The organism is Streptomyces sp. NPDC001889 (genome assembly GCF_053594535.1).
This window is the reverse complement of record NZ_JBSFER010000029.1, coordinates 1-13,064: the sequence shown is the minus strand read 5'-3', so window position 1 is coordinate 13,064 and position 13,064 is coordinate 1. Positions and strand designations below refer to the sequence as shown.

Genomic DNA, 13,064 nt, shown 5'->3' with positions numbered 1-13,064 from the left:
GGGCCGGTGGCGGAGCCAGGACCCGGGCCGGCGCAGGTCAGAAGGTCAGAAGGTCAGCTTCCAGCTGTCGATCGTGCCGGTGTCCTGTGCGGCCACATCCTGGACGCGCAGCTTCCAGGCTCCGTTCGCCGGCTCACTGGAGGCGTTGACGGTGTAGGTCTCGATGACATGGTCGGCCGAGTCGTTGCTGCTGGAGTTCTTCAGCCGGTACGCCGTCCCGTCCGGGGCCACCAGGTCGACCACCACATCACCGCGCCAGGTGTGCTTGATGTCCACTCCGACCGCCAGGGCGGCGGGGGCGTTCCCGGTCCGGCCGGAGACGGTCACCGTGGAGGTCACGGCCGCGCCGTTGTCGGGGATCGCCACATCGGCGAGGTTCTCGTAGACATCGCCGGGCGGGTTGGAGGCGCCGGTGCCCAGCGTCCAGATCGCGTGGGCGATGGCGTCGCTGTTGCGGTCCAGCGCGGTGTCGTTGACGTTGGAGGTGTTGTCGCAGGAGGAGTGGTAGCAGCGGTCGAAGGCCTGCCCGGCGGTGCCGCCCCACTTCTGGACCTGCGCGGCCGTCTTCGCGCGGCTGGCCCCGGTGAAGAGGCCGCCGACGGCGATGCCCACGTTCTTGAAGGGGGCGTGGTCGGAACGGCCGTCGCCCTCGGTCTCGATCTCGGTGGCGACGCCGAGGCCGGAGAAGTAGTTCTTGAAGACGGTCTCGATGGCGACGTTGTCGTCGTAGACGAAGTAGCCGGGGTTCGGGGACCCGATCATGTCGAAGTTGAGATAGCCGGTGAGCTTGGCCCGTTCGGCGGCGGGGAGGTTGTTGACATAGTGCCGTGACCCGACCAGCCCCAGCTCCTCGGCGCCCCACCAGGCGAACCGCAGATGCTTCGTCGGCTGGAGCTGGGCGCGGGAGACGGCGAGCGCGGTCTCCAGCACCCCGGCGGAGCCCGTGGCGTTGTCGTTGATGCCGGCGCCCGAGGTGACGGAGTCGAGATGCGCCCCGGCCATCAGGATCTGGTTGGCGTCGCCGCCCGGCCAGTCGGCGATCAGGTTGTAGCCGGTGGCGCCGCCGGAGGTGAAGGTCTGGAGGGTGGTGGTGAAACCGGCCGCGTCCAGCTTGGCCTTCACATAGTCGATGGACGCCTTGTAACCGGGACGGCCGTGGGCGCGGTTGCCGCCGTTGGCGGTGGCGATCGACTGGAACTGGGTGAGGTGGGCCTTCACATTGGCGAGCGGTATGTCGGGGGCGGCGAGCGCCGAGGCGCCGGCGGCGGTGGGGGACGAGGGTGCCGCGGGTGCCGCGGAGGCCGGGGGAGTCGCGGTGGCGAGCAGCCCGGCCAGGGATATGACGGCCGCTGCGACCGTGCGTCTGGTGGCGAAGAGCTTCATGGGGGCGGGCTCCGGATTCCGTACGGGGACAGGACGGAACGTGCGAGACGCCCCGGAGCGGTGCGGTCCAGGGCGCTGGAGCGGTGGCGCTGAGCACTTGAGCGGTCCCGGCGGCACTGAGTGCCCCGGGGCGCGGGGGAGGGGGGTGCGGGCGGTGCACTGAGTGGCGCGGTGATGCGTCCTGAGAGTTCAGCGAGAGTTCGTCATACCGTCAAGGGCGGAAACCGGTCAGTTGTGTTCGAATATCGGACGAATATGGGCCCGTGGGACGTCTGAGGACCTCGGGGAGTCCCTCTGCCGTGTCCCCGCCCGGCCCGCGGGGTCCGCGTCCGTCGCGGTGTCCGCCGCCCGGCCCGGCCGGGTCCGCCCTCAGGCCACGCGGAACTCATTGCGCTCAGGGTCGATCATTACCACCCATGTGCCCATAGGCCGCTGCTGCCGGCCGATGACGGTCGCGCCCAGTGCCTCCAGTCGGGTGACCTCGGCTTCCCGCAGCTCCGGACCGGGGTGCAGATCGAGGCGGACGCGGTTCTCGACCGTTCTGGCCTCCGGTACCCGCTGGAACAGCAGCCGGCGGCCCTCGCCGATGCCGCTCACCTTGTCGAAGGGGTCGTCCGGATGACGGACGGCGGCGCATTCCCGCCACGCCTCCCGGTCGTGGTGCCGGAGGGTCGAACCCTCCGGCAACTGCCCTTGTTGTCGGAGCAGTTCGATGAGGGTATGGGGGTCCTCGACCTCGTAGCCGAGTGCCTCGGCCCAGAAGTCGGCCTGGGCGGCGGGGTCGGCGGCGTCGATGCTGAGTTTCCAGTGCAGTGCCATGCGACCAGTTGTAGGCGCTGTGCGGGCGGGCCGCGCGCCCGGCGGGGTCACCTCTCGGTCCCGGCCATCCTCCGGTCGTAGCCCTCCCGGGCCGCCGCGATCTCGTTCTGGTGCTCCTCGGTCCAGGTGACCAGGGAGCGGATCGTGGTGTGCAGGGTGCAGCCGAGCGCGGTCAGCGCGTACTCGACGCGCGGTGGTACGACCGGGTGGACCGTACGGCTGACCAGTCCGTCCCGCTCCAGTTGGCGCAGGGTCACGGTCAGCATCCGCTGGCTGATCCCGTCGATCTCCCGGCGCAGCTCGGTGAAGCGCAGGACCCGGCTGTCGAGCAGCGCGATGACCAGCAGCGACCACTTGTCGCCGACCCGGTCCAGGATCTGGCGGACCTCGCAGTCCCCGCGGGTGTCCCACTGGAAGGGGTCGGGATCGCCGGTGTCGTCGAAGTCGGTCACCGCGCAGTGCCTCGGTGACTTTGAAGTGCCTTCTTCCATGGAGCGCCATGCTGCCGGAGGATCGAGCTGGTTACAAGAGGGAACCGGCCCCCTGTGAGGTAACCGATCCCGGCCGTTCCTCTCCCCCTTTCTTCCGCTGCCGCTCCTTCCCTCCCGCCTCGACCTCCCCTGCCCGGTGTCCGTTGTCCGTTGCCATTCGCGGAGCTGTCCACTGATGTCCTCTGCCCTGTCCTCCTCGCCTCCTCCTCCCGGCTCTTCCCCTTCCCCTTCCCCTTCCCCTTCCCCTGCTCCGTCTCCGTCCCCGGCCATGTCCGGGCGGGCCTGGGCCCTGCTGCTCGTCCTCTGCGGTGCGATCTTCCTGGAGGGCATCGACATCGCGATGCTCGCCGTGGCCGTGCCCACGATCAGGGCCGATCTGGGGCTGTCGACCGGCACGGCGGCCTGGGTGGTCAGCGGCTATGTCCTCGGCTACGCGGGCTTCACCCTGCTCGGCGGCCGGGCGGCCGATCTGCTCGGCCGCCGCCGGATGTTCCTGGGCTGGCTCGTGGTCTTCCTGGTCTTCTCCGCTCTCGGCGGGCTGGCCACCGAGGGGTGGATGCTGATCGTCTCCCGCTTCGTCACCGGTGTGGCCTCCGCGTTCATGACGCCCGCCTCGATGTCGATCATCACCACCTCCTACCGGGAGGGGCCGCAGCGCAACAGAGCCCTGCTGATCTTCGCGGGGACCGGCGCCGGTGGGTTCTCGCTCGGTCTGGTCATCGGCGGGCTGCTCACCCAGCTGGGCTGGCGCTGGGTCTTCTTCGCGCCCGTGCTGCTGGGCGGAGTGCTCCTGCTGGCCGCGCTGCGGCTGATCCCGGCGGCGAAGCCCCCCGCGTACAAGGGGAGCTTCGACCTCGCGGGCGCGGGCGCCGCCGCCGGGGCGATGCTGCTGCTGGCCTACGGCATCCTCCGTCTCGAACACGGTCTGCACGGCTGGGTCCTCACCGTCGCCGCCGTCATGGGCGGGCTGTTCCTGGTGGGGCTCTTCACCGCGATCGAACGCCGCTCCCCGGCGCCCCTGGTCAGGCTGGGCATCCTGCGCCGGGCCCAGATGGTCCGCGCCGACCTCGGGGCGCTGCTGTTCCTGGGGGCCTTCATGGGCTTCCAGTTCATGGTGACGCTCTATCTCCAGGAGCTGCGCGGCTGGAGTTCGATGGAGACCTCGCTCGCCCTGCTGCTGATGGGCGTGGATGTGCTGCTCGCGCCCACGGTGACACCGCTTCTGGTGAACCGGTTCGGCTACGGCCGGGTCATCCTCGGCGGCTTTGTGATGGCGGCCGTCGGATATCTGCTCTTCCTCCCGGTCGGCCCGGACTGGACGTACGCGGCGATGGTGCCGACGCTCGCCCTGGTGGGGGTGGCGTTCGCGCTCGCCTACGGCCCGCTGACGATCGCCGCGACGGACGGTGTCGCGGAGGGGGAGCAGGGGCTGGCGGGTGGGTTGCTGCACACGGCGACGCAGTTCGGGGCGGCGGTGGGGGTTTCGTCGGTGACGGCGGTGTACGGGCTGGTGGGGGAGGGGATGGGGGCGTTTCGGGCGGGGTTGGTGGTGCCGGTGGTGATGGCTCTCGCGGGTGTGGCCCTGGCCTTCCCCAGCGCCCGCCGCCACCCCCACGCTCACAGATGACCTGCCCGCCCGGCACTTGGGCACGGCCCCTGTGTGGCAGGTGACCTGGGCATTCCAGGCCCGCCCGGCACTTGGGCACGGCCCCTGCACGACAGGTGACCCGGGCATTCCAAGCCCGTCCGGCGATTGAGGACGGACCCCGGGGCGGAGGACCCCGCACTGTGCGAGGCCCCTCCGGGGCGAGGCTTCACATCGGGTCGATGTGTTCCGGGCCGCCCTCGGGCGGTGGGTTCGGGCGGCCGGTGGCGGGCCGGCCCGCCCGCCCGTCGGCCCGCCCGCGCCGGTACGCGTCAATATTCTCCCGCGCCCCCGAACTCTCCTCCTCCGCCCGCGCCAACCACCGCTCCCACCGCGACCGCATCGGCCCGATCAGCCCCCCGCCAACCCCCACGATCAGCACCCCCGCGACCGTGCCGAGCACCGCCGTGAGCAGCGGACCGGTGACCGCCGTCGCGATACCCGCCTGCCCCAGCGCCGCGATCACACCGAGCGCGACGATGAACGCCCAGACCGAGGTGGCCAGCACCCTGCCGTACGAGACCCCGCCCAGCGCCCCCCGCACGATGTCCCGCACCGCGCGGGCGATGGCCATCGCCACCACCACGATCACCAGCGCCACGATCGCCTTCGGCAGCCAGGCCACCGCCGAGTTGATCATGGAGCTGATGGGGTTGGGGCCGAAGGCGCTGAAGGCCAGCTGGAGGACGATCAGCAGCAGGCCGTAGTAGATGACCTTGCTGAGGATTCCGGTCGCGTCGTACGTCGAGTTCCGCAGGGCGTGGGCCGTCCCGCTGCGCTCCGCCAGCCTCTCGAAACCGACCTTGCGCAGCAGCTTGTCCACGACCCGGGCTATCAGCCCGGCGATGAGCCAGCCGATGATCAGGATGACGAGAAAGGCGATGAACCTCGGGATGAACCGCGCGACCGCGGACCACGCGTCGGTGAAGCCCTGACCGAAGTCCACAGAGAGGGCGAGGGGCTGTGACATGACGCTCTCACTCCGTCCGCTGGGCGGGCCCCGCTGACCGGTACCCGGACTTCGGTGGTAGCACCCGGTGGCCGTACCGGGCCTGCGGCCGGACCCGTTGATGGGCCGGTGGAGTGATATTTCGCGGTCGGGGGGTGTCAGCCCCCGGGACCGGCGGCCGACCCGCTGGTACGCGGGGTGTGCGCGGCCGGTGCGACCGCCGCCGCCCCCGCTGTGCCGCCGCCTTCGCGGTCTCCGCGGTCTCCGCTGTCTCCGCGGCCTTCGTGCCCGTCGTCGTCCGCCGCCCCCGCGCGCGCGGCGGCCAGGACCGCCAGCCCCGCCAGCCGCTGGGCCTCCGCCCTCGACCTGCGCCCCGCCCGGAGCGCGTCCCAGGTCAGACAGGTCAGCGCCAGCCACACCAGCGCGAATCCGGCCCACCGCTCGGCGGGCATCGACTCCTTGAAGTACAGCACTCCCAGCAGGAACTGGAACGTCGGAGCCAGATACTGGAGCAGCCCCAGCGTGGACAGGGGCACCCGGATCGCCGCCGCGCCGAAGCAGACCAGCGGGACGGCCGTCACCAGCCCGGTCGCGGCGAGCAGCGCCACGTGCCCGAGGCCGTGGGCCCCGAAGCTCGCCTCTCCCCGGGCCGCCAGCCACAGCAGAAAGCCCACCGCGGGCAGAAAGAGCACCGCGGTCTCCGCCGCCAGCGACTCCAGCCCCCCGATGTTGGCCTTCTTCTTCGCCAGCCCGTAGGCGGCGAACGAGAAGGCCAGCGTCAGCGAGATCCACGGCGGCTGCCCGTAGGCGACGGTCAGCACCACCACGGCGGCGAAGCCCGTGCCCACGGCCACCCACTGCGCGGGCCGGAGCCGCTCCTTGAGCACCAGCACACCTATGGCGATGGTGACCAGCGGATTGATGAAGTAGCCGAGCGATGCCTCGACGACCCGGCCCTCGTTCACGGTCCAGATGTACAGACCCCAGTTGACGGTGATGACCAGCGCGGCCACGGTGAGCAGCCCGAGCTTGCGGTGGTCGCCCAGCAGCTCCCGTACCCATCCCCACCGCTTCAGGACCAGCAGCGCGAGGGCCACGACCACCAGTGACCAGGCCATGCGGTGGGCGAGGATCTCCAGCGCGCCCGACGGCTCCAGCAGCGGCCAGAAGAGGGGGACCAGCCCCCACATTCCGTACGCGGCGATGCCGTGCAGCAACCCCGTCCGCTGTTCGCCGTCGCTCGGCTTCACTGGCCCTCCTGCCCTGTGCACGTCACGCACACCATCCCGTCGACGGTACGCGCCCCGGGGGCGGGCTGTCATGGATGTATCGGCATACGGTCATGACGGGACGGGGGTGGCCCGAGAGACGGCCCGGGAACGCGCGGCGGGGCCGGCGAGGAGCCGAGTGGATCAACTGGCGGGCGGCCGGGTCCGGTTGTCGGTGGTGGGTCGTACGATCGGACGGAACACTGGGCGAATGTGTGGTGGGGGACCATGGCCTGCGGAAGAGTGGTGCGTGCTGTCTGCGGAGTGCTCGCGGGCGGGCTGCTGTGGACGGGCTGTTCCGGCCCGGGAGGACCGGGGGAGCCCGGCGGGCCCGGTGGGCCGGGGGAGCGGAGCGCCCCGGCCGGCGCGTCCGGGAGCCCGGTGGGGAAGGGATCGGGAGCGCCGGAGCCGGAGGCGAGCCCGGCGCCGACCGGCCCGGGGTTCGACCCCGACCCGGCCCGCGCGCCCAGGACGGCCGCGGCGGCGGGCGAGCTGGCCCGCGCGGTGGTCGCGGGGCCCGATCTCTGGGGCGCCGGATTCGTCGCGCGCACCCCGGCGCTGAGCCCGCCGGGTTACTGGCCGGTGCTGGACGCGAAGTGCGTCTGGCGGGGTGGTGCCCTCCCCTCCGGCGTCCTCTACAGCCTCACGGCCCACAGCGAACTGCCGGCCGGTCCCGGCCGGGGCCCGCTGCGGGTCGCCGCCACCGTCACCGTCCACCGCGATGTGCGGCGGGCGGAGTGGGAGATGGCCGAGACGCTGGAGGAGGCCCTGCGCTGCCCGGACCAGAAACTCCGCGACGGCGAACGGGTGCGGGGCCTGATGTCCATCGGCTCCGCGTTCGGTACCGGCGGGAACTTCACCGCGGAGGACTCGATAGGCGAGATCGGCCGCTATGTGAGCGAGGAGTCCGGCGACCAGCCGTACGAGTACGGCTGGTTCCAGTCGCGGCTCGGCCAGGTCACCGTCGCCGCGGTCACCAAGGGGGCCGAGGGCCACACGGACGACGAGATCAACACCGCCCGGGCGGAAGCGCTCACCGGCATGATGCACCGCCTCGAAGGCCGGCTGGAGGCCGCGGCATGAGCCCCGCCCCCGAGCCCCCGCGCGACCCGTCCCGCCACCCCCCGGCGGACCCCCGTGTCCCGGCTGCCCCGGCGCCGTCCGACCCTCCGGCCACCCCGGCCGTGCCCGGGGCCACGGCGCCGTCCGACCCTCCAGCCCCCTCCGACGCCGCCGTGCCTCCGAGCGACATGGACACGCCTCCGAACGACGCGGACACGCCTCCGAGCGGCGCGGACGCGCACCCGAGCGGCGTGGGCGCGGGCGGCCCCGGTGACCGCTCCCCGGTGGACACGAGCGCCCCCACCGACCCCGGGAGCGGCGCGGGGCACGGCGCGCCCCCCTCCCCCGTGGCCCCGGGCGCGCCGGAAGCCGGAGCCGGGCCGCCGTCCGCCGCCGGCCCCGAGGGCTCCGGAGCCGGGCCGGAGGCCATCCCGCCCCCGGCTCGGCCGCCGGCTCCACCCGGTGACCCCCGGGCGCCGGGGGCGCTGGAACCGCTGCGTACCCATGACCCGTCCGCGATCGCCGGTTACCGCCTCCTCGGACGGCTCGGCGCCGGCGGTATGGGCGTCGTCTACCTCGGCCGTACGGACGCCGGCGAACTGGCGGCCGTCAAGGTCACCCTCTCCGGCCAGGCCGAGGACCCGGACTTCCGGGCCCGGTTCCGCCGGGAGGTCGCGGCGGCACGGCGGGTCTCCAGCCCCTGGGCGGTGCCGGTCACCGCGGCCGACCCCGACGCTCCCGAGCCCTGGCTCGCCACCGTGTTCGTCCCCGGCCCCTCACTCGCCGAGACGATCGCCGCGCACGGCCCGCTCCCGCCCCGCAGCGTGCGCGTCCTGGGCGTCGCCCTCGCCCGCGCGCTCGCCGCCGTCCACGACGCGGGCCTGATCCACCGGGACGTCAAACCCGGCAATGTGCTGCTCGCCGTCGACGGCCCGCGCCTGATCGACTTCGGTATCGCGCGCACCGCCGACGAAACCGCCCTCACTGCCACCGACATGGTCGTCGGCACCCCCGGATTCCTCGCCCCCGAGCAGGCCGAGGCGCGCGGCGCCGACATCGGCCCGCCGAGCGATGTCTTCGCCCTGGCCTGTCTGCTGGCCCACGCGCTCACCGGCCGGCTCCCCTTCGGCCGGGGCGCCGTCGACGCCCTGCTCTACCGCACGGTCCACGACGACCCCGATCTCCGGGGCATCGAACCCGGGCTGGCCCGGCTGCTCGCCGACTGCCTCGCCAAGGACCCCCGGCAGCGCCCGACGGCCGTCGAGATCACCGGCCGGCTCGCCGAGGACGCGCCGCGCGCCGGGGCCGACTGGCTGCCCCCCGAGGTCGTACGGACCATCGCCGAGCGCTCGGCGCGGATGCTGGCGCTGCCCGGCATCGAGCCCACCGGTGCCGGGGAGCCCGGGCCGCCGCGCTCCCCGGGGCGCCGGAGACTCCTCATCGCCGCGGGCGCCGCCGCCGTGCTCGCGCTGGGCGGCGGGGCCGTGCTCCGGGCGGGGCCGCGCGACGACCGGACCGCCCCGGGCGGCCCACCGGCGAGCAGGCGCTGGGTGATCGGCGTACAGGCGGACCTCTCCGGCCCCCGGAAGGAGACGGGCATCGAGCAGGAGCGCGGGGCCCGGCTCGCGGTCGACGCCTTCAACGCCCGCGCGGACCGCCCCTTCTCCGTCGGCCTGCGTGCCGAGGACGACGCCGGCGACCGGGCGAGGGCCCTCACCGCGGCCCGCCGGCTGGCCGACGACCGCGAGGTCGCCGCCGTCCTCGGCTCGACCGGCGACTACACCACCGAGGCCGTCCTCCCCGTCTACGAGGAAGCGGTGCTCCCGCTGATGACGGTCTCCGCGGGCCTCGGCACGCTGACCAAGGAGGACAGCCGCACCTTCTCGCGCGCCTGCCCCGCGCACACGGTGACCGCGACCCAGCTGGCCTACGCCCTCCAGGCGTTCTACGCCGAGCGCGGGACCCCGGTCGCCCGCCCCGGGCTGCTCCAGGACCGCACCGACGACAGTTACGGCTGGCAGTACACGGCGATGGCCAACCACATGCTCCAGAGCCGGTACGGCCACCGCACCCACCCCCGGGTGGTCCCCGCCTCGGTCGGCTCGTACGACACCGTCATCGGGGAAATGGTGGAGGCGGGCATCGACGCCTATCTCCACGGTGGTGGTGCCCGGAGCGCGGCCAAGGCGGCCCGCGCCCTCAGGGCCGCCCGGTACGACGGCCCCCTGCTCGCCGGACAGCAGGTGCTGAGCCAGGAGTTCCTGAAGCTGGCGGGGGACGCCGCCGAGGGCTGGGTGATCGGCGCCCCGGTCGCCGATCCGGCCCGCAAGCCCGAGGCGAGGACCTTTGTCGCCGCCTACCGCAGGAGATACGGCAGGGCCCCGGGCTTCTACGCCGGGGAGTCGTTCGACGCGGTCGGTCTGATGCTCCGGGAGCTGGCGGCGGCGGCGCGCGGCGGCGAGCGGCCCGAGCGCGAGAAGCTCGCCGCCGCCGTGCGCGGAGCGCGGTACACGGGCGTCATGGGGGGATACCGGTTCACGCCGGAGAAGGGCGATCTCGACGGGTTCGGCACCTGTCTGTATGTGGTCGAGGACGGCCGCTTCCGCTATCTCGCGGACGCGCCCACCAAGGACCCCGGCCGCGTCCGGAAGACCTGACCCATGACCTCGTACCGGCCCCACCGCACCCCCGCACCCGCCCGGAGGCCCTCCGCGCGTCCCCGGAAGGCGCCCGCGCACCGCCGGGGAGCGGCCGTGCGGGCGGGCCGGGGCAGGCGGCCGGGCGGAGGGAGCGCGGGATGCGCCCGCTGAAGACCGGCGACCCGTCCTCGATCGCCGGGTTCCGCCTCATCGGCCGCCTCGGCGCGGGCGGCATGGGAGTGGTCTATCTCGCCCGCTCCGGCCGGGGCACTCTCTGCGCCCTCAAGGTGATCCGCGCGGAGCACGCGTCCGACCCCGGCTTCCGGGCCAGGTTCCGGCGCGAGGCCCTGATCGCCCAGCGGGTCACCGGCCCCTGGGTGGTGCGGGTGACGGGCGCCGACCCCGAGGCCCATGAGCCCTGGCTCGCGACCGAGTTCGTCCCCGGGCCCTCGCTCCAGGAGGCCGTCGCCGCCCAGGGCCCCCTGCCCGAGCGGACCGTCCGCGCCCTGGGTGCCCGGCTCGCCGACGCCCTGGCCGGCGCGCACGCGGAGGGGCTGATCCACCGGGACGTCAAACCCGGCAATGTGCTGCTCGCCCTGGACGGCCCGCGTCTGATCGACTTCGGTATCGCCCGCTCCTCCGGGGCCACGGCGCTGACCGCGACCGACGTCATGATCGGGTCACCCGGCTATCTCTCGCCCGAGCAGGCGAGGGCCGCCGGGGCCGGGGAGGTGGGCCCCGCGAGCGATGTCTTCTCGCTCGGCTGTGTCCTCGCCCACGCGGCCTCCGGCCGCCGCCCCTTCGGTACGGGGACGGTGGCCGCGATCGTCTTCCGCACCGTCCACGAGGAGCCGGACCTGGAGGGCGTACCGCCCGCTCTGCTGCCCCTGATCAGGAGCTGTCTCGCCAAGGACCCGGCGGCCCGCCCGACCGCGCGGGAGGCCGGCGCGGCGCTCACCGCCCCGCCCGCCGGATCGGGCGCCGCTGCCCTGTCCACCGCCCCGCCCGCCGCTGCCCCGCCCGCCGGTGGCGGTGGCGGTGGCGGTGGCGGTGCCGACTGGCTCCCGGACGGTCTGCCCGCCCTGATCGCGGAGCGCTCGGCCCGCGCTCTCGGCCTGCCCGTGCCCGAGCCGACGGTGGTGGTCTCCCCGGCGGCCGGCGGCGCCGGAAGGAAGCCCTCGCGCCGCCGTCTTCTCGCGCTGGGCACGGCGGCGGCATCGGCGCTCGCCGCGGGCGGGGTCGCGGCCTGGTTCGCCGGGGCCGAGGACCCGGCCCCGGCCGGCACCGCGGGCGAAGGCCCCCTGCCCCGCCGCACCATCGGGGTCCAGGCCGATCTGACCGGCCCCCACAAGGCCGACGGGCGGACCCGGGAGCGGGCCGCCCGGCTCGCCGCCGAGACCTTCAACGCCCGCCCCGACCGCCCCTTCGACCTGATCCTGAAGGTCGTCGACGACGGCGGGTCCCCCGCAAGGGCCCTGCCGCTGGCCAGGACCTGGGCCGCCGACAGCACGGTCCTGGCGGTCCTCGATCTGACCACCCGGCGGATCACCCGGCCCGTGGCACTCAGCTATCTGAGCCGGAGGCTCCCGGTGGCCATGGTCTCCGGCGTCGGCGCCGCCGCCCTCGCACCGGACGACCGCCGTGCGTACATCGAACTGCGGCCCGACGACAAACTGCTGGTCACACCAGTGAGTTGGTACTTCGGCACCCGCAGGACCCGGCGGGTCGCGGTGGTGGACGACCGGGCGGGCGGCGCCTCCTCATGGAATGTCGTCCGGCTGCTGAGGGAGGTCCCCGGCATCGGCGAGATCGGCGTCCACGCCATCGAGGCCGACAGCGAGGACTTCGCCGCCCTCGCCCGCGCGGCACTGACCGGCCGCCCCGATGGAGTGATCTACGCGGGGAACTCCCCGTCCCGGGCGGCTCTGCTCTCCCGGGCCCTGAGCGAGCGGGGGTACCGGGGGCTGCGCGCCGCCCTGGAATCCGTACTGGAGCCGGAGTTCCTCGGCGCCGCCGGGGAGACGGCCGACGGCTGGGTCTTCGGCACCTCGTACATCGACCCCGGCAGGGTGCCGGGCGCCGGGCCATTCCTCGCGGCGTACCGGAAGCGCTGGCGCTCGGAGCAGCCGGGCCGGCACGCGGCCGAGTCCTACGACGCGGTGCTCTATCTCGCCGAGGCGATACGGGAACTGGGCGCCGACCGGGTTCGGCGAGCCGCGCTGATGGGGCGGCTGCGCGAGATGACCCACCGGGGCGTCGCCAAAACCCTCGCCTTCCGTGACACGACCGAACTGCTCGACGAGAGCGGGGGAGGACTCTTCCTGCACCGGGTGGAGGGCGGCCGGGCCAGGTTCCTGGGCCCGTACCGATCGGTCACCGCGAAGACCTGAGGAAGGGGACGTCCGTCGTCGGCGCGGCCGTCCCCCTGTCTGCCTGTCTGTCTGTCTGCCTGCCTGCCGGCGTCTCCGTACGACGTGGCGACGTGGCGACGTGATTACCCCGCGACGGTCCAGGTGTCGTTCCCGGCGAGGAGCCCGGCGAGGTCTCCCTTGCCGTTCTGTTCGATGGCGGTGTCGAGTTGGGTGTTCATGAGGGTGTCGTAGACGGGGCGTTGGACGGAGCGGAGGACGCCGATGGGGGTGTGGTGGAGGGTGTCGGGGTCGGCGAGGCGGGAGAGGGCGAAGGCGGTGGTGGGGGAGGGGTGGTGGGCGTTGTGGGTGAGGATGTGGTGTTCGTTGTCGGGGGTGATGTGGGTGGTTTCGAGGTCGCCGGTGGTGGGGTTGCGGATGACGCCTTGGTTGTTGTCGG

Annotated in this window: 9 protein-coding genes and 1 pseudogene; 4 read left to right on the top strand and 6 right to left on the bottom strand. The window is 73.7% G+C overall.

Going from position 1 to position 13,064, the window contains the following annotated elements:
• Nucleotides 1-45 precede the first annotated feature (45 nt).
• The 3 genes from ACWCRA_RS29635 to ACWCRA_RS29625 all read right to left on the bottom strand — a co-directional run bounded on the left by ACWCRA_RS29635 (nucleotide 46) and on the right by ACWCRA_RS29625 (nucleotide 2,693).
• Nucleotides 46-1,383: a M28 family metallopeptidase gene (locus ACWCRA_RS29635; protein WP_451069061.1), complete on the bottom strand. Its 1,338-nt coding sequence runs from the start codon at nucleotides 1,381-1,383 to the stop codon at nucleotides 46-48.
• Nucleotides 1,384-1,752: 369 nt separating this feature from the next.
• Nucleotides 1,753-2,202 carry a VOC family protein gene (locus ACWCRA_RS29630; protein ID WP_351547385.1) on the bottom strand — a complete coding sequence of 150 codons (450 nt, stop codon included), beginning with the start codon at nucleotides 2,200-2,202 and terminating at the stop codon, nucleotides 1,753-1,755.
• Between the two features lie 47 nt (nucleotides 2,203-2,249).
• A complete protein-coding gene (locus tag ACWCRA_RS29625; protein WP_451069060.1) occupies nucleotides 2,250-2,693 on the bottom strand; it encodes a winged helix-turn-helix transcriptional regulator in 444 nt (147 codons plus the stop codon).
• Nucleotides 2,694-2,961: 268 nt separating this feature from the next.
• On the opposite strand from ACWCRA_RS29625, the gene ACWCRA_RS29620 reads away from it, so the two are divergent.
• Nucleotides 2,962-4,320, top strand: coding sequence for an MFS transporter (locus ACWCRA_RS29620; RefSeq protein WP_351547389.1), 1,359 nt, complete (start codon nucleotides 2,962-2,964; stop codon nucleotides 4,318-4,320).
• 187 nt (nucleotides 4,321-4,507) lie between these two features.
• Here the strand turns inward: ACWCRA_RS29620 and ACWCRA_RS29615 are convergent, their stop codons facing one another.
• Both ACWCRA_RS29615 and rarD read right to left on the bottom strand, forming a co-directional pair.
• The gene (locus ACWCRA_RS29615; protein WP_351547392.1) at nucleotides 4,508-5,308 is read right to left on the bottom strand and encodes a mechanosensitive ion channel family protein; all 801 of its coding nucleotides are present in this window, start codon (nucleotides 5,306-5,308) and stop codon (nucleotides 4,508-4,510) included.
• 137 nt (nucleotides 5,309-5,445) lie between these two features.
• On the bottom strand, nucleotides 5,446-6,477 hold the full coding sequence (gene rarD, locus ACWCRA_RS29610; protein ID WP_451069088.1) for an EamA family transporter RarD: 1,032 nt from the start codon (nucleotides 6,475-6,477) through the stop codon (nucleotides 5,446-5,448).
• 459 nt (nucleotides 6,478-6,936) lie between these two features.
• Here rarD and ACWCRA_RS29605 point away from each other — a divergent pair, with 459 nt between their 5' ends.
• The 3 genes from ACWCRA_RS29605 (at nucleotide 6,937) to ACWCRA_RS29595 (ending at nucleotide 12,646) form a co-directional block, all read left to right on the top strand.
• Nucleotides 6,937-7,638 carry a hypothetical protein gene (locus ACWCRA_RS29605; RefSeq protein WP_451069059.1) on the top strand — a complete coding sequence of 234 codons (702 nt, stop codon included), beginning with the start codon at nucleotides 6,937-6,939 and terminating at the stop codon, nucleotides 7,636-7,638.
• Nucleotides 7,639-7,805: 167 nt separating this feature from the next.
• On the top strand, nucleotides 7,806-10,274 hold the full coding sequence (locus ACWCRA_RS29600) for a protein kinase domain-containing protein (protein WP_451069058.1): 2,469 nt from the start codon (nucleotides 7,806-7,808) through the stop codon (nucleotides 10,272-10,274).
• A gap of 140 nt (nucleotides 10,275-10,414) precedes the next feature.
• Nucleotides 10,415-12,646: a bifunctional serine/threonine-protein kinase/ABC transporter substrate-binding protein gene (locus ACWCRA_RS29595; protein ID WP_451069057.1), complete on the top strand. Its 2,232-nt coding sequence runs from the start codon at nucleotides 10,415-10,417 to the stop codon at nucleotides 12,644-12,646.
• A gap of 104 nt (nucleotides 12,647-12,750) precedes the next feature.
• Here ACWCRA_RS29595 and ACWCRA_RS29590 read toward each other — a convergent pair.
• Nucleotides 12,751-13,064: pseudogene (locus tag ACWCRA_RS29590) on the bottom strand (hypothetical protein); the annotation flags it as partial.

What these genes read in the sequence shown, in the direction of transcription:
- ACWCRA_RS29625 (WP_451069060.1), bottom strand. Translation starts at nt 2,693, where the DNA reads ATGGAAGAAGGCACTTCAAAGTCACCGAGGCACTGCGCGGTGACCGAC.
- ACWCRA_RS29600 (WP_451069058.1), top strand. Translation starts at nt 7,806, where the DNA reads ATGGACACGCCTCCGAACGACGCGGACACGCCTCCGAGCGGCGCGGAC.
- rarD (WP_451069088.1), bottom strand. Translation starts at nt 6,477, where the DNA reads ATGTGGGGGCTGGTCCCCCTCTTCTGGCCGCTGCTGGAGCCGTCGGGC.
- ACWCRA_RS29595 (WP_451069057.1), top strand. Translation starts at nt 10,415, where the DNA reads ATGCGCCCGCTGAAGACCGGCGACCCGTCCTCGATCGCCGGGTTCCGC.
- ACWCRA_RS29615 (WP_351547392.1), bottom strand. Translation starts at nt 5,308, where the DNA reads ATGTCACAGCCCCTCGCCCTCTCTGTGGACTTCGGTCAGGGCTTCACC.
- ACWCRA_RS29630 (WP_351547385.1), bottom strand. Translation starts at nt 2,202, where the DNA reads ATGGCACTGCACTGGAAACTCAGCATCGACGCCGCCGACCCCGCCGCC.
- ACWCRA_RS29620 (WP_351547389.1), top strand. Translation starts at nt 2,962, where the DNA reads ATGTCCGGGCGGGCCTGGGCCCTGCTGCTCGTCCTCTGCGGTGCGATC.
- ACWCRA_RS29635 (WP_451069061.1), bottom strand. Translation starts at nt 1,383, where the DNA reads ATGAAGCTCTTCGCCACCAGACGCACGGTCGCAGCGGCCGTCATATCC.